Raw genomic sequence first — 16,387 nt, 5'->3', positions numbered from 1 at the left:
GCGTGGCCGGCCCCCGCTCCCTTCGAGGAGCGCTCGGCGCTCCTGCTCCTGCTGCTGCTACTGCTGCTGCGACAGGCGCTTGTTGAACTCGTCCTCGACCTGCTTGGCGGCCTCGGCCGGGGACTTGCCGTTCAGCACGGCGGTCATGTACGTCTTGATCGGGTTGGGCGCGTTCTCGACCGCGGCCCACTCCGGGATCAGCGGGGTGGTGCCACCGACGGCGGCGGCCGGCGCGGCGGCCTCGGCGGGGGCGTTGCCCTTGAGGTTGCTCTGCAGCGACTCCTTGTTGGGGATGACGCCGTTGAGCTTGGCGAGCTGGCCCTCGAACTTGTCGGAGAGGGCGATCTTCAGGAACTCCTTGGCGAGCTCCTGCTTCTTGCTGCCCGCGGCGACGGCGAGGTTGGAGCCGCCGAGGAAGACGCCCTCGGGCTTGTCGGCCGTGGCACCCGGGATGGTGAAGTAGCCGATCTCCTTCTCGATCTTCGGGTTGGCCTTGATCGCGATGCCGGCTTCCCAGCCCATGCCGATGAACGCGCCGGTCTTGCCCTTGGCGAAGACCTCGCCCTGCTGCGGGGTGGCCTCGTCCTTGTCCTTGGGGGCCTTGGAGAGCGCCTGGAACTTCTTGTACGTCTCCATGGCGGCGGCGACCTTGGGGTCGTCGAGGTTGGAGACGTACTTGTCGCCGTCCTTCTTGACCAGTTCGCCGCCCTCGCCGATCACCAGGCCGACGAAGTGGTACCAGTTCTGGCCGGGCAGGTAGATGGGCTCGGCGTCGGTCTTCTCACCGATGGTCTTGAGCGCGTCGTAGAACTCGTCGCGGGTCTTGGGCGTCTCCTTGATGCCCGCGTCGGCCCAGACCTTCTTGTTGTAGAGGACGACACGGTTGGCGAAGTACCAGGGTGCCGCGTACTGCTTGCCCTCGTAGACGGACGACTCGTTGAGCGACTCGGTCCATTCGGCGCCGATCTCCGCCTTGAGGTCGGCGAGGTCGGCGAGACCGCCGGTCTTGGCGTAGGCCGGGGTCTGGGTGTTGCCGATCTCGAAGACGTCCGGCGGGTTCTCCTCGGACAGCGCGGTGGTCAGCTTCTGCTGGATGCCGTTCCACTGCTGGACCTCGAACTTGACCTTCGCCTTGGTCTTCTTCTCGAACTCGGCGGTGAGGTCCTTCTGCCACTGGTCCGGCGAGGAGCCGTCCATCACCCAGACCGTGAGCGTCTCGCCGGCGTAGCCGTCGGCCCCGGCCTTCTTGTCACCTTCGCCGCTGTCGCCGCCGCACGCCGCGATGGAGACCATCATGCCCGCGATACCGATCGCGGCTATCAGCTTGCGCTTCACGCGCCACCCCTCCTCAGGAACGCCATGCACACCCACGCGCTCGGCGGGCTGGGACCCGGCTTCCTCTAAATGGTTTAGACCAGCAAGGGGAGCTTGGCCTAGACCTATGGCTCTGTCAAGGGTCGTCACATCACGGTTCCGACTCCCCGCTCCGACCGGCCAATCTCCCCCCAAACAGGGACCGTTCGACGGCTTGGACTAGACCAACGGAGGACGCACGGTTATAACGGGATCGCCGAGCGTGCGGCGCCGAGACCGGCCGTCCGCCGACGTGCACCGCGGCCGGCCCCTGCCGTCCGCGCGCCGGACCCCGCAGCCGGAAGGCAGACCATGACCACGGACGCCACCATGGGCCGCCCCACACCGGGGCAGGCCCTCACTGCTCGCTTGTCCTCGGGGGATGCGGAGGGCGCGTCGGGGGGTGGTGGGGCCGTGCCGGGGGATGCGGGTGCCGTGCCGGTGGGTGCCGGGGATTCGGGTGTCGTTCTGGGGGGCGCCGGGGACTCGGTTGCTGTCCCAGGGGATGGCGGGGACGCGGTGACCGTCCCAGGGGATGCCGGGGACGCGGTCGACGACGCCAGGCAGGCACACTCGCCCACGGCGAACGCCGGGAGGGCACGCTCCGTCCGGGGCAGCACCGGGAGAGCACACTCCATCCCGGGCAGCACCGGGCAGGCAGACTCAGCCGGGGCGAACGCGGGCGACGCACGCTCCGTACCGGAGGCCGCCGAAGCCGGAGCGTCCCCGTCCCTCCCGGGCGGGAGCGATCGCGTCCCGAAGTACTACCGCATCAAGCAACGCCTCCTGCAGATGACCGAGGCGCGCCCGCCGGGCACGGCAATGCCGGCGGAACGCCTGCTCGCGGTGGAGTTCCGCACGTCGCGCACCACTGTCCGCAAGGCCCTGCAGGAACTGGTGAGCGAGGGCCGGCTGGACCGCATCCAGGGCAAGGGCACGTTCATCGCCCGCCCGAAGGTCTACCGCACGCTCCAGCTCACCTCGTACACGGAGGACATGCGCGCCCAGGGCCTGAGCCCCGCCTCCCACGTCCTGGACATCGGCTACGTCCCGGCGGACGAGAACCTGGCCGCGATGCTGGAAGTGGAGCCGGGTGCGAAGATCCTCCGCATCGAACGCCTCCGCCTGGCCGGCGGCGAACCGATGGCCGTCGAGACGACCCACCTCTCCGCCGCCCGCTTTCCCGGCCTGCGCCGCAACCTGAGCCGCTACACGTCCCTCTACGCGACCTTGTCCGAGGTCTACGGCGTCCACCTGGCGGAGGCCGACGAAACGATCGAGACCTGCCCGGCGACCCCGAGGGAAGCGGCCCTCCTCGCCACCGACGTGGGCCTCCCGATGCTCCTCCTCTCCCGCCACTCCCGCGACAGCACCGGCACCCCGGTCGAATGGGTCCACTCGGTGTACCGGGGCTCGCGGTACCGGTTCACGGCGGTACTGCGGCGTCCGGGGCCGTGAGAGCGGCATGCGAAGCGCGGTAGTTCGTTTCAGGCGCCTGTCGGAGGGCGGACTCGATGGCGGCGGTCACGTCTGCGGGCGTCACCGGATGGCCAGTGCGTCCGAGCCAGTTGCGCGTGGTGAACAAGGCCAGCCGGGAGCCATCAGGCCAGTTCTCCGACCTTGCCCGGAGCGTGCCCTTCTCTCGGCCGGCCAGTTGGACCTGGCAGGACGAACAGCAGCGGGTGTTCGCTCAGCACCGCGAGGAATGATCGGGCCTCGCGCGTCTGATGGCACGATCGAGGGGTGATGAGTGAACTTGGCCGGTCCGATGCGGTGAGATATGTCCTCTTCGACGTCGATGGCACGTTGATCGATGCCGTGGACAATCAGCGCCTGGTCTGGCGTACATGGGCAGAGCGTTACGGGCTCGACCCCGATGAGGTGTACCGGGTGGCGCTGCGGACGAGGCCGTTGGAGACGTTCGCGCAGGTTGCTCCCGGCCAGGACGCTCAAGAGTGCCTGGCCGCACTGCACGAGCTGGAGGACGAGGATGTCCGCTCCGGCAGCTACACGGCTTTCGAGGGTGCCGCGGAGCTGCTGAAGGCTCTGCGGCCCGGGGCCTGGGCACTGGTGACGTCGAACTATGAGCACCGGGTACGGGGACGTTTCGCACGGACTGGCTTGCCGGTCCCGGAGGTTGTCGTGGATGCGGCTGCGGTGGAGGAAGGCAAGCCGTCGCCGGTGCCGTATCTGCAGGCCGCCGCGCGACTCGGTGCCCGGCCGGAGGACTGCCTGGTCATCGAGGACGCCCCCACCGGGGTGCAGTCCGGGCTGCGTGCCGGGATGACGGTGTGGGGCGTCAATACCCCCGGAGCGGTCGACGGCGTGCATCGTCACTTCGGCAGCCTGCACGAAGCGGCCCTCGACATCCTCGCCTTCGCCTCCGGATCCCTCCCTGACCCGCGGGAGGGATCGGCCGTAGTGCAATGATCGCGCTGTGGCTGGCGTGACGCCGGATCGGGGCCGCTCGCTTCCGCGACCCGTCTGCGATGATGACCCCCATGGCCTCCACCCCCGTCCCCCGTCCCCCCGGCACCCCGCCCACCAGTGGCGATGTCGCGCGGGTCGCCGGAGTGTCGCGGGCCACCGTGTCGTACGTCCTCAACAACACCAAGGGCGGGCGGGTCAGTGAGGCCACGCGGGAGCGGGTGCGGGAGGCCGCGCGGCAGCTCGGGTACGTGCCGCACGCCGTCGCGCGTGCCCTGCGTGCCGGGCGCAGCGGGATCGTGCTGCTCACCGCGCCCGCCGTGACGGTCGGCCCGCTGTTTGCGCAGGCCTACGCCGATCTCCAGCAGGCCCTCGCCCAACTCGGTTACACCGCCGTGCTGTACGGCCCGACCGGCGCCCGGGGAGCGGAGGCCGGCCGGCGCTGGGCCGAGCTGCGGCCCGACGCCGTGCTGTCGCTGATGGACGACAGCATGGACGAGGACGCCGTCGCCGTACTGCACAAGGCCGGCATCCCGGTGGTGCTCAGCTCCGGTCCCGTGCCCGTGCCGGGCGCGCACGCGCTGGTGACCGACCAGGAGCAGGTCGGCTTCCGCGCCGTGGAGCACCTGACGGCGTCAGGACGCCGGCGCATCGGCGTGATCGTGCCCGCCGACGCCTCGCTGCGTGGCTTCGCCGAGCCCCGGCTGGCCGGCGCCGAGAAGGCGGCCGCCGAACAGGACGCCGCCGTCACCGTCGTACGCCATGATCTCGCGCTCGACGAGGACGCGGCCGCGCTCTGGGCACGGCAGTGCGCCGACGCCGGGATCGACGGGCTGTTCGCGTACAACGACGAGTACGCGGCCCTCGCCGTACGCGCCCTGCAGGACACGGGAGTCGACGTCCCGGAGGACATCGCGGTCGTCGGCGCCGACGATCTGCTGATCGGCAGACTGCTGCGGCCCCGGCTCACCACCGTCCGCATGGACTACTTGCCCGCCCGCGAGATCGCCCGGCTCATCGACCGGCTGATCAGCACCCCGGGTACCGCGCCCGAGACGCACGACATGCTCCGTACGACGCTCGTCGTGCGCGCCTCCGCCTGAGCCCGCAGGCGTTCAACTTCTCAACACATGGATCTGTCCGCGGCGTGTCCGTGGCTCCGGATCGCGCGTCTGATCACCCTTGCTCCGCCAGGTAACGAAAACATCGCGCCGTGCGCGACATCTAGCCACGCTTACACGTGTCACCTACGCTCCTGCCGAACGCGCGCCCCAGCCGCGTCCGCATCTCAGGCACCGCCTTCCTAGGGGCCCCACATGACTCATTCACTTCCTGAAAACAAGCCGGCGACGGCCACGGTCGACGCCGCAAGCGACGGCGCTCCCGGCACCCCCGGCACCCCCGGCGCCACCGCCACCCCCGACGCGCCCGCCGTCCCCTCGCGCCTCGGACCGCTCTACCTCACGCTGCCGATGGCCAACGTCGCGCTGTACCTGCTGTGGTTCGGCGTGGGCGCCTTCCTGCTCCCCATCCAGGTCGCGCACATCACCGGCACCAACGACACCGCCGCCCTGTCCACCGCCAGCACCATCGGCGCCGTCCTCGCGACCATCGGCAACCCGGTCTTCGGCCAGCTCTCCGACCGCACCCGGTCCCGCTTCGGCCGCCGCGCCCCGTGGATCCTGTTCTGCGCGCTGCTCGGCGCGCTCGCCCTGGTCATGCAGTCCCAGGCGACGACCATCGCGATGCTCGGGATGAGCTGGGGCGTCGTGCAGTTCATCATGAACGGCTACCAGGCCGCCCTCACCGCCGCGATGCCCGACCGCGTCCCGGCGTCCCGCTACGGCACCTTCTCCGCGCTGGTCGGCCTGGGCGTGCCCCTCGGCACCATCATCGCCGCCCTGATCATCGGCGGTGTGCCGGGCACCAAGTTCGGCCTGGACGGCGTCATCGGCGGCTTCGGCGGCCGGTTCGCCGGGGAGAACGGCTACTACCTGATCGCGGCGGTCGTCGTGGTCGCGGCGCTGGTGTTCATCACCGTCTCGCCGGACCAGGACGCCCGCGCCCTGCCGCGGGAACGGTTCTCCCTGAAGGACTTCCTCGGCAACTTCTGGGTCAGCCCCAAGGACCACCCCGACTTCGGCTGGGCGTTCCTGTCCCGGCTCGGGGTCATGCTGGGCTACTTCATCGTCGTCACGTACAACATGTACCTGCTCGCCGAGCACATCAAGGTGCCGCCGCAGGACCTGTTGCCGACGCAGGGCTTCCTGATGATCGTCAACGCTCTCTGCACGGTCGTCGCCTCGATCCTGGTCGGGCCGATCGCCGACCGGGTCGGCCGGGTCAAGCCCTTCGTGCTCATCTCCGGCATCGCGGCGGCGCTCGCGCTGACCCTGCCGATGATCTGGCCCACCGAGGGCGGCATGCTTGCGTACAACGTCGTCGGCGGTCTGGCCTTCGGTGTGTACATGGCCGTCGACATGGCGCTGATCACCCGGGTGCTGCCGCGCACCGCCGACGCCGGCAAGGACATGGGCGTCATCAACATCGCCAACGCCGGACCGCAGATCCTCGCCCCCAGCATCGCCGGCTGGATCGTCGCCGCGGGCGGTTACGAGGCGCTGTTCCCGATCGCCGCGATCGTCTCGCTCATCGGCGCGGTGGGGGTGCTGCGGGTGCGCGGCGTCCGCTGAGCGCCCCTCACCTCGCCCCTGAGCACCCTCAACTCGCCACCGCTGTCAGGAGAAACCCCATGAACCGCCGCAGAACACTCGCCGCCCTCGCCGCCGCGGGCACCGTCCTGCTCGCCTGCACCCAGGCGCAGGCCGCTCACGACCAGCCCCGCCCCGGGGACGACCGGCTGCCGCTGACCGGTCTGCGCATCCTGCTCAGCAACGACGACTCCATGCAGATGGCCCGCCCCAACGCCTCGGACGGCAAGGGTCTTTACGAGGTCCGCCGCGCCCTGTGCGCCGCCGGTGCCGATGTCGTCGTCATGGCACCGTGGGCCAACCAGAGCGGCGCCGGCACCAGCGCCACCAGCGGCGGTCAGCTGACCGTGCAGCGCCGGGCCGCCCTGCCCGCCGGGTACGAGAACGACTGCTCCGGCGCGCCGAGCGGCGGCGCGGTCTACGGCGTCTGCAAGGGCGGCGCCCCCTGCGGTCCGACGACGCCGAGCGCGACGCCCGCCGACACCGTGCGCCTGGGCGTCGGCGGGGGCCTCGCCGCGAAGGCGGGCTGGACGGACGGTCCGGACCTCGTCGTCACCGGGAGCAACTTCGGCCCGAACGTCGCCTCCGTGGTCAACGAGTCGGGCACGGTCGGCGCCGCGCTCGCCGCGATCGACGAGGGGGTGCCGGCGATCGCCCTCAACAGCTCCTACGACCCCGGCGTCAAGGACGGCTTCGAGGTCGCGGACCACACGTACCGCAACACCGCGGAGTACGGCGCGAGGTTCATCGGTGAGCTGCGCGAACGCCGCCTGCTCACCACAAAGTTCGTCGTCAACGTCAATTACCCGCACCACGAGAAGGGGCAGCGCCCCAAGGGCACCGCGTGGACGTCGGTGGGCACGCAGAAGCTCGTGAAGTTCCACTACGCGGCCACGGGCGACACGTTCACGATCGGGGGCTCGCTGTGCGAGCAGGGGTCGCCCGGGTGTCGTCCGGAGACCAAGCGGTACCCGGACTACGCGCTGCTCGAGGAGGGCCATGTGACGGTCACGCCGGTCACTCCGGACCGTACGCACGACAACGGACGCGACACCCGCGGGCTGGAGCGGTTCGTGCGCTCCGGGAGCTGACGCGCATGAGGGCCCCGGCGCTGAAGGAGGGGAAGCGCCGGGGCCGTTACGTCACCTCACCTGACGTCACGTCGCTGAAGGCGACGTCAGATCCAGCCGTCCAGGGACTTCAGGAAGCCCTGCGGGTCGTCACGGTGGATGCAGTGGCCCGCCCGCGGGACGACCCGCACCTCGAATCCCCGTTCCCGCAGCAGCGCCGTACCTTCGGCGTCGACGCACAGGCTCGGGTCGGCCAGTTGCACGAGCGACGGCACGACGGCCGACTCGGGCAGATAGTTCCGCTCGAATCCGTCGACGGCGGACAGGAAGGCGGGGTCGAACAGGGCGAAGCCGGCCAGTTCCGCCGCGACGTCCTCCTCGGACCAGCGCGGGTTCATCGCCCGTACGCTCTCGGCGGTCGCGGTGGTGACCATGTGCCGCATGCCGGCCGTCGCTCCGGGCGGGACGTTGCCCAGCTGGAATCCGGGGTCGGAGTAGACGGCGCGGGCGGGGCGCAGCCGGGACACCGCGAGGGCGAGGGTCAGGCCGCCCAGGGAGTGCCCGATGGCCACGTCGGCGCCCGTGGGCAGGTTCTCCACGAGGTCGTCGGCGAGCAGTTCGGGGCGGTACTCGCCGCGCGGGCTGCGGCCGTGTCCACGGAGGTCGGGGGCGACGACGCGATATCCGAGGCCGACGAGGTGGTCCTCGATCGCGTGCCAGGTGCGGTGGTCGGACATGGCGCCGTGGATCAGCAGGGCGATCTTGTCGCCGGTGCCGCGTTCATGGACGTTCAGCTTCATCGGGGCGAGACCTTTCGGGGTGCACTGTGGGTGGTCGACGGCATTGATTACACGTGTAAGCATGCGGGTCAACCGGCTGAACACACAAGAGACCGGCAATCATAACGTATAGATAACTAAACCTACCGATCAACAGGTAGGTGGCTCACGATAGGCGGAGCGACGCGCACCGACGCCGGTCGCCACGCAGACGAACAAGGAGGCATCGCCATGTCCGAAGCCCACGACCCGGCCGCGGGGACCCTCGCCGCCGATCCGGACCAGGCCCGCGAGGCGGTGGTCGAGGCGGCGCTCGGCAAGCTCGACCTCGACTCCAAGACGCGGCTGCTGGCCGGTCAGGACATGTGGTCGCTGCCGGCCATGCCGCAGATCGGGCTCGGCTCGCTGGTCATGTCGGACGGCCCGATCGGCGTGCGCGGGGTGCGCTGGACCGCCGACGACCCGTCGATCGCGCTGCCCTCGCCCACCGCGCTGGCCGCCACCTGGGACCCGGAACTGGCCCGCCGGGCGGGCGTGTTGCTGGCCCAGGAGGCCCGCCGCAAGGGGGTGCACGTGCTGCTCGCACCGACGGTCAATCTGCACCGGTCGCCGCTCGGGGGCCGCCACTTCGAGGCGTACAGCGAGGACCCGTATCTGACCGGGGAGATCGGCACCGGGTATGTGCGGGGCGTGCAGTCCGGGGGCGTCGGCACCACCGTGAAGCACTTCGTCGCCAACGACGCCGAGACCGACCGCTTCACCGTGAACAACGTCGTCTCCGAGCGGGCGCTGCGCGAGCTGTACCTGGCGCCGTTCGAGCGGATCGTCGCGAACGCCCGCCCGTGGGGCATCATGACCGCCTACAACCAGGTCAACGGCACGACCATGACCGAGCACCGCCGCCTGGTGCAGGACGTGCTGCGCGGCGAGTGGGGCTTCGACGGATTCAACGTCTCCGACTGGATGGCGGCACGCTCGACCGTCGGTGCCATCGAGGGCGGCCTGGACGTGGCCATGCCCGGCCCGCACACCGTGTACGGGGAGGCCCTGGCCGCCGCCGTACGGGCGGGCGGGGTCGACGAGGCGACGGTCGACGAGGCGGTGCGCAATGTGCTGCGCCTGGCTGCCCGCGTCGGGGTCCTGGAGGGCGCCGAGCCGGTGGTCGCCGAGGCTCCGGGCGAGGTCGACGGGGTGGAGCTGGCGCGGGAGATAGCTCGGCGTGCCTTTGTGCTGGTGCGCAATGAGCCGGTGGGATCCGGTACTTCCAGCGAGCCGGTGGAGGGCGGCGGCCGTGCGCTGCCGCTGGACCCGGCCGGTGTGCGCAAGGTCGCGCTGCTCGGTGCGGCCGCAAGGGACGCCCGTGTCCTCGGCGGCGGTTCCGCGACGGTGTTCCCCGAGCGTGTGGTCTCCCCGCTCGACGGCCTGACGGCCGCACTGCCGGAAGGGACCGTGGCGTACGCGGTCGGCGCCGACCCGAGCGACGAACTCGCCGTCGCCGGACAGGGATTCACCCTGCGGGCGATCTGCCGGGACGCCGCCGGGAATGTGCTCGGCGAGGGCAAACTGCCGAGCGGCCAGGTGCAGTGGATCGGCGACGACCTGCCCGAGGGCGTCACCCGGGAGGCGCTGCACAGCATCGAGGTCACCGGCACGTTCCGGCCCCGGGAGAGCGGCGAGCACTCCTTCGGCACGCGCGGCATCGGCGGCTACCGCCTAACCGTCGCGGGCGAGGTGCTGTTCGACGGGGAGCAGCCGCTGAACTCGGAGGCGGATCCGTTCGAGGCGTTCTTCGGCGCGCCCGTCGAGCGCGGGCGGATCGCGCTGACCGAGGGCGAGGAGGTGGAGGTCTCGCTGCGGTACACGCTGCCCGAGGGGCCCGCGGCGCCGGTCTTCGGCGTGATGTTCTCGCTGATGCACCTCGGCCCGCGGCGCGACGCGGACGAGCTGATCGCGGAGGCGGTGGAGGCGGCGCGGGACGCGGACGCCGCGGTGGTCGTCGTCGCGACGACCGAGCGGGTCGAGTCCGAGGGGTTCGACCGCAAGGACCTGCGTCTTCCCGGCCGCCAGGACGACCTGGTGCGGGCGGTGGCCGCGGCCAACCCGCGCACGATCGTGGTCGTCAACTCCGGCTCACCGGTGGAACTTCCGTGGCGGGACGAGGTGGCCGCGGTGCTGCTGAGCTGGTTCCCGGGCCAGGAGGGCGGTGCGGCGCTCGCGGAGGTGCTGCTGGGCGAGGACGAGCCGGGCGGCCGGCTCCCCACCACCTGGGGCACCTTCGAGGACGCCCCGGTCACCGAGGTCGTGCCCACCGAGGGTGAACTCCGTTACGACGAGGGCGTGTTCATCGGCTACCGCGCGTGGGAGCAGGCGGGCAGGACACCCTCGTACGCTTTCGGACACGGCCTGGGCTACACGGACTGGACGTACGAGTCGATCGAGGCGTCCGGTACGACGGTGCAGGTCACCCTCCGCAACTCCGGCACCCGCGCGGGCCGTGAGACCGTCCAGCTCTACGTCGCCCCGACGACCCCCGACCCGAACCGCCCGTCCCGCTGGCTGGCGGGCTTCGCCACGGCGACGGCGGCACCCGGCGAGACGGTCACGGTGACGATCGAGGTGCCGCCGCGCACCTTCGAGACGTGGACCGACGCCGGCTGGCACCGCAACACGGGCCCCTACGAAGTCCACGCGGCCCACTCCCTCACGGACATCCGCCTCACCACGACGCTCACGATCTGACGAGCGCCCCCGATCAGCTCCGGGGCGGTACCTGACCCGCCGCCCCGGAGCGCACAACCGGCTCGGACGCCCGTGCGATCCGGTGACGCTCGCCCCGGCGAGGACCCTGGGCGACAGCATCCGCACCGGTGGGCGGCAACAGGCGAGAAACTCCTGCTCGACACGGTCGGCCGGGGATCCGTGGTGCGATGAGTTTCGTCGTGTCCGGCGGTCTGTAAGGGGGACACGATCCATCGCATCGCACCCCAGGAGGACACCATGGCCGCCACCTACACCTTCGACGTCTTCTCCAGTCTCGACGGCTTCGGGGCCGCCGGGGGTGACTGGACCGGGTACTGGGGCAAGCAGGGGCCCGAGCTGCTGCAACATCGGCTCGACCTGTACGAGCAGGAGCAGCGGATGGTGTTCGGGGGCAACACGTACCGGATGTTCACGCGGATGCTGGCCGAGAGCAGCGAGGGGGACGATGTGCGTGACCCCTGGGTCACGCGGATGAGGAATCTGCCGGCCACCGTCGTGTCGAGCACGCTGGAGGGGCCCCTCGACTGGCCGGACGCGACCGTCGTGGGCGGGGACGCCGTGGACGTCGTCGCGCGGCTGAAGAAGGAGTCCGATGTGCCGTTGCGCTCGCACGGCAGTCTGTCGATGAACCGGGCGCTGATGGCCGCCGGGCTGGTCGACCGGGTGCAGGTGACGCTCTTCCCGGTGATCACCGGCCGGACCGGTCTGGACCCGGTCTTCGGGGGCGCGCTCGACTTCGACCTGGAGCTGATCGAGCAGCGGACGCTCGACGGGCACATCCAGGAGCTCGTGTACCGGCCCAGCCTGCACGGCTGAGTCCCTGAAGCCTCGCCGTCCCGCCCGCCCGCCGGTCAGGCCACCGTGTCGGCCCCCTGCCTGCGCACCATCTCGTTGATCCACACCGGCGCATACGGGGACGTGCAGCCGGGGGACGTCGGATAGTCCTTCAGGACCTCCAGGCGCTCGCCGATCGCGAGGGCGCGGGCGCGGTGGTCGGGGTGTTCGATGCCGATCTGGGCCAGGCAGTGGTTCATCGCCCACTGGAGCCGGTCCGGGGCGTCCTTCATCTCCGCCTCGATGACGTCGAGCAGACCGGAGAGATCGAGGCCCTCGGGCTTCTTCGCCACGCGTTCCGTGGTCAGTGCCCAGCCCGCGCTCGCGACCACCGGATCCGGGTCGGCGGTCCAGGCGACGCGCAGCTCCTCGGCGTGCGGGCTCTTCTTCACGACGTAGTTGACCAGCCAGTCGTGCACCTTCGGGGTGCGCGCGGCGCGCAGCATGGCGTCGAGTTCGTCGCGTTCGAACGCCTTCGGGCGGCAGATCAGCAGCGCGAGGAGTTTCGCCGCGGTGTCGTCCGTGGCCCACAGCTCGCGCGCGAGGTCCTGCTGGGTCTTCAGCCGCTTGGCGAGGGCGCGCAGCTTGCTGAGGTTCACGCCGTGATCGTCGCCGTGCCGCTCGTTCACCTCCCGCGCCTTGGGGTCCTCCAGCCCGGCCAGCTCGGCCATCACCTCGGCCACCGTCGTCCCGGCCATGTCAGCCTCCTGTCCACCGCGTGCGAGAGGCAGCCTACGCCGGGGAACGGCCTGGTGAGGCGGCCTCCCGGGACACCCACCCCCGTTCGTACGCGTGCCAGCCGAGTTGCAGGCGGGTGGTGGCGCCGGTGAGTTCCATGAGGTGTTTGACGCGGCGCTGGACCGTGCGCAGGCCGACGTCGAGGTGTTTGGCGACGCTGGCGTCGGTGAGGCCGGCGAGGAGGAGGGAGAGGATGGTGAGGTCGGTGGCGTCGGGGGCGTCCGGCTCCTCCTCGGTGACCGTGCCGTGCTCGCCCAGCCTCAGCGGCAGCGCCTCGCGCCAGACCGCCTCGAAGAGGCCGGTGAGGGATTCGAGGAGGCCACTGGCGTGGACGACGAGGGCGGCGGGGTCGGAGTCGGCCGTGGTCAGCGGCACCATGGCCAGTGAGCGGTCGGCGATCACCAGTTTGGTGGGGACCCGGTCCACGACGCGGACCTGTTCGTCGCGGCCCAGTGCCACGGTCAGCTCGGTCAGCCCGGTGGGCAGGGTCATGACCGCGCGTTCGACGACCACGCGGTAGGCGACGCCCCGCTCGGCCGCCTGCTCCTCCGCCTCGTTCTCGTGCCCTGAGATCACCACCGGCCGCCCGGTGACCAGGGCGCACACCTCGCTGGTCGCGCCCAGCTGGAGTTGCAGGAAGCGCCGTGCCACCGCGTCCGCCCCGGTGACGACCTCCACCAGGTCGTACACGGCCGGCTCGGTCACCTGGGCACGGTACTCCTCGGCGAGCAGGGCGGCGGCGAGTTCCGCCTGCTCCAGTTCGTGGCGCTGCTGGGTGAGCAGGGCGCCGAGCGCCACGCCGGGCGGCGCGGCCACCCAGCGTCCGGGCCGTGCCGAGGACTGGGCGGCGAGTCCGTGCCGTTCGAGGCGGCGCAGGGTGCGCTCGGTGTCGGGCTCGGCTAGGGCGAGCCGGTGGGCGAGGTCGTGGACGTCGGCGGCGCCGAGGGAGATCAGGGTGCGGTACGCCGCCTCCTGCTGTTCGTCCAAGCCTATGGCCCCCAGCATCCGTCCTTGCCTCTTCCCAGCCGTACGTCCGTCGGTTCCCGTGGCGGATACCGGCCACGGCGCAAACCCGCCTCGGGACATCATCCCTGCACCACCTGCCTCTCTGCCAAGGTGTCGCCACCGCAGACCTCGAGATGGGGAGACCGATGCGCGCGACAGTGCGGAGTGCCCTGGGCGCGGCCATAGCCGTGGCCCTGGCCGCGACCGCGGCCGTGCCGTCCGTGGCAGCACCACGGGAGGCCGGACCGGAGAAGAGACCGCTGGTGGGCAGCGCGGCGGCGGGCGCGAAGGCGCAGCGCTCGACCGTCACCCTGGTGACCGGGGACCGGGTCCTGGTGACCACCGACGCGGCGGGCCGCAGCACGGCCGTCGCCCTGCCCCGCGAGGACGGCAGCAGGCCGCTCGTGGGGACCCGGCAGTCGGGCGACGATCTGTACGTCTACCCCGAGGGTGCCGTCGAGGCGCTCGCCGCGGGCCGGGTCGACGAGGAGCTGTTCAACGTCACCGGGCTGGTCCGCCAGGGCTACGACGACGCCCGCACCGGGTCGCTGCCGCTGATCGCGGTGTACGACAGGTCCGTCGACGTGGCCCGCTCGGCGCCCGCCGCTCCGTTCGGCGCGCGGCGCGGGCTGGTGCTCGACGCCGTCGACGGTGTGGCCCTGAAGGCCGACAAGAAGCAAGCCGCGGGTTTCTGGGCGGAGTTGACCACCGACAGGACGCGTGCGGCCCGGGATGTGAAGAAGCTCTGGCTGGACACCAAGGTGGAGGCGCACCTCGACCGGTCGACCAAGCAGGTGCACGCGCCCGAGGCCTGGGCCGCCGGCTTCGACGGCAAGGGCAGCAAGGTCGCCGTGCTCGACACCGGCGCGGACGCGGAACACCCGGACCTTCAGGGCCGTATCGCCGCGCAGAAGAACTTCACCGACTCCGACTCCGCCGCCGACCGCCAGGGCCACGGCACCCACGTCCTGTCGACGGTGGGCGGCAGCGGCGCCGCGAGCGACGGCAGGAACAAGGGCGTCGCCCCGGGCGCGGAGCTGCTGAGCGGCAAGGTGCTCAACGACTACGGGGAGGGCGCCGCGTCCTGGATCATCGCCGGGATGGAGTGGGCGGTCGAACAGGACGCGGACGTGGTGTCGATGAGCCTCGGCAGCGTCGAACCCACCGACTGCACCGACCCGATGAGCGTCGCCGCGCAGCAACTCGCCGAGACGTCGGACGCGTTGTTCGTCCTGGCCGCCGGGAACTCCGGTCCCGCCCTGAACACCGTCTCCTCCCCCGGCTGCGCCCCCGGTGTGCTCACGGTGGGGGCCGTGGACCGCGACGACTCCACGGCCTGGTTCTCCAGCCGTGGCCCCGCGCCCTTCACCCACACCCTGAAGCCCGAGATCACCGCCCCCGGCGTGGAGATCTCCGCGGCCGCGGCGGGCGGACGGGGCGTGTACGCGTACCGGTCGATGTCGGGTACGTCGATGGCCACCCCGCATGTCGCGGGCGCCGCCGCGGTGTTGAGGCAGCGGCACCCCGACTGGACGCCGCAGCGGCTCAAGGCGGCCCTGGTGTCCTCCGCCGATCCCGGCGTGCCGGGCGATGTGCGCGAGACGGGCGGCGGCCTGCTCGATGTGAAGGCGGCCGTCGACGCCACCGTGCTCGGCGCCCCGGCCGTCCAGGCCGGCACCTTCAACTGGCCGCAGGACGACAGCGACCGCACCACCGTGGACGTGCCCTACACCAACACGGGCGAGAAGCCGGTCCGCCTCCGCCTCGCCGTCGAGGGCGTCACGGGCAACGACGGATCGCGCGTCCGCTCCTCCGTGGCCCGGCTCGGGGAGCGTTCGGTGACGGTCCCGGCGGGCGGCACGGTGAAGGTGCCGCTGCGCATCGACCCGACCGCGCGCCTCGCGGACAGCCAGTACGGCGATGTCACCGGCCGCGTCGTCGCCGAGGCCGACGGCATCGCGGTCTCCACCCCGTTCTCCCTGTACGTCCAGCCGGAGACCGTCACCCTGCGGGTCAAGCTCGTCGACCGCGCGGGCAGACCCGCCGCCGGTGTCTCGTCCCTCGACGTGATCGGCACGGACGACGCCACCGGTGAGCGACGCTTCAACGACGGCGCCACCGACCAGACGTACCGGCTGCGGCCCGGCAGCTACTTCCTGTCGAGCTTCGTCGAGACGCCCGACGCGGGCGAGGGCGCGCAACTGACCGACTCGGTCACCTACCTCGGCCGCCCACAGCTGAGGCTGACCGAGGACACCACGGTGATCCTCGACGCCCGCGAGGCCCACCGGCTGAAGGTCGACACGGACCGGCCTGCGGAGACACGGGCCGCCACGCTCTCCTTCGCCCGTTCCTGGGACGAGACCTGGCTGCACGCCGGCACGCTGACCGCTCCGAGCACCGTCCGCGGCTACTACGCCTCGGTCGAGGGCCGCGCCCAGGACGGTGACTTCGAGTTCGGCAGCCACTGGCGGCAGTACGCGCCGCTCATCTCCGAGCTGCGGACCAGCGGCGGGCTCGCCCTGCACCCGGTGCCCGCCGGCGAGGGCGGCACCAACCTCGACGGCACTGGGCAGGCGCGGCTCGTCGACGCGGGCAGCGGCTCGCCCGAGGAGCTGAGGGCCGCGGACGTGAAGGGCAGGGTCGCCCTCGTGCTCGCGCCGGACGACGGGGCGGTCAACGCCCTGGCCGCCGACGCGAAGGCCGCGGG

At 71.5% G+C, this 16,387-nt stretch carries 12 protein-coding genes; 8 read left to right on the top strand and 4 right to left on the bottom strand.

Going from position 1 to position 16,387, the window contains the following annotated elements:
• Positions 1 to 57 precede the first annotated feature (57 nt).
• Positions 58 to 1,335 carry an extracellular solute-binding protein gene (locus tag N4P33_RS21685; RefSeq protein WP_260828309.1) on the bottom strand — a complete coding sequence of 426 codons (1,278 nt, stop codon included), beginning with the start codon at positions 1,333 to 1,335 and terminating at the stop codon, positions 58 to 60.
• A 654-nt stretch (positions 1,336 to 1,989) separates the two neighbouring features.
• Here N4P33_RS21685 and N4P33_RS21680 point away from each other — a divergent pair.
• The 5 genes from N4P33_RS21680 to surE all read left to right on the top strand — a co-directional run bounded on the left by N4P33_RS21680 (position 1,990) and on the right by surE (position 7,582).
• Positions 1,990 to 2,811 carry a GntR family transcriptional regulator gene (locus tag N4P33_RS21680; protein ID WP_399029894.1) on the top strand — a complete coding sequence of 274 codons (822 nt, stop codon included), beginning with the start codon at positions 1,990 to 1,992 and terminating at the stop codon, positions 2,809 to 2,811.
• Positions 2,812 to 3,099: 288 nt separating this feature from the next.
• Entirely contained in the window at positions 3,100 to 3,783 is a 684-nt protein-coding gene (locus N4P33_RS21675; protein WP_260828310.1) for an HAD family phosphatase, read from the top strand.
• Positions 3,784 to 3,854: 71 nt separating this feature from the next.
• Positions 3,855 to 4,883: a LacI family DNA-binding transcriptional regulator gene (locus tag N4P33_RS21670; RefSeq protein WP_260828308.1), complete on the top strand. Its 1,029-nt coding sequence runs from the start codon at positions 3,855 to 3,857 to the stop codon at positions 4,881 to 4,883.
• A 213-nt stretch (positions 4,884 to 5,096) separates the two neighbouring features.
• Positions 5,097 to 6,473: an MFS transporter gene (locus N4P33_RS21665; RefSeq protein ID WP_260828307.1), complete on the top strand. Its 1,377-nt coding sequence runs from the start codon at positions 5,097 to 5,099 to the stop codon at positions 6,471 to 6,473.
• Positions 6,474 to 6,532: 59 nt separating this feature from the next.
• Positions 6,533 to 7,582, top strand: a complete 1,050-nt coding sequence (gene surE / locus N4P33_RS21660; RefSeq protein ID WP_260828306.1) for a 5'/3'-nucleotidase SurE — start codon at positions 6,533 to 6,535, stop codon at positions 7,580 to 7,582.
• Between the two features lie 86 nt (positions 7,583 to 7,668).
• Here the strand turns inward: surE and N4P33_RS21655 are convergent, their stop codons facing one another.
• Positions 7,669 to 8,361 carry an alpha/beta fold hydrolase gene (locus tag N4P33_RS21655; protein ID WP_260828305.1) on the bottom strand — a complete coding sequence of 231 codons (693 nt, stop codon included), beginning with the start codon at positions 8,359 to 8,361 and terminating at the stop codon, positions 7,669 to 7,671.
• Positions 8,362 to 8,571: 210 nt separating this feature from the next.
• On the opposite strand from N4P33_RS21655, the gene N4P33_RS21650 reads away from it, so the two are divergent.
• Together N4P33_RS21650 and N4P33_RS21645 are read left to right on the top strand one after the other, a co-directional pair.
• The gene (locus N4P33_RS21650) at positions 8,572 to 11,079 is read left to right on the top strand and encodes a glycoside hydrolase family 3 protein (protein WP_260828304.1); all 2,508 of its coding nucleotides are present in this window, start codon (positions 8,572 to 8,574) and stop codon (positions 11,077 to 11,079) included.
• Between the two features lie 258 nt (positions 11,080 to 11,337).
• Entirely contained in the window at positions 11,338 to 11,916 is a 579-nt protein-coding gene (locus N4P33_RS21645) for a dihydrofolate reductase family protein (RefSeq protein WP_260828303.1), read from the top strand.
• A gap of 35 nt (positions 11,917 to 11,951) precedes the next feature.
• Here N4P33_RS21645 and N4P33_RS21640 read toward each other — a convergent pair whose 3' ends face one another.
• Both N4P33_RS21640 and N4P33_RS21635 read right to left on the bottom strand, forming a co-directional pair.
• Positions 11,952 to 12,632, bottom strand: a complete 681-nt coding sequence (locus N4P33_RS21640) for a DNA alkylation repair protein (RefSeq protein ID WP_260828302.1) — start codon at positions 12,630 to 12,632, stop codon at positions 11,952 to 11,954.
• Between the two features lie 34 nt (positions 12,633 to 12,666).
• Positions 12,667 to 13,677, bottom strand: coding sequence for a helix-turn-helix domain-containing protein (locus N4P33_RS21635; RefSeq protein ID WP_260828301.1), 1,011 nt, complete (start codon positions 13,675 to 13,677; stop codon positions 12,667 to 12,669).
• 146 nt (positions 13,678 to 13,823) lie between these two features.
• Between N4P33_RS21635 and N4P33_RS21630 the strand changes: the two genes are divergently transcribed.
• On the top strand, positions 13,824 to 16,387 hold a 2,564-nt coding region (locus N4P33_RS21630), incomplete at its 3' end, for a S8 family serine peptidase (RefSeq protein ID WP_260828300.1).

This window comes from Streptomyces sp. 15-116A (assembly GCF_025290915.1).
Taxonomy (GTDB): domain Bacteria; phylum Actinomycetota; class Actinomycetes; order Streptomycetales; family Streptomycetaceae; genus Streptomyces.
This window is presented reverse-complemented; position numbering and strand designations above follow the sequence as displayed.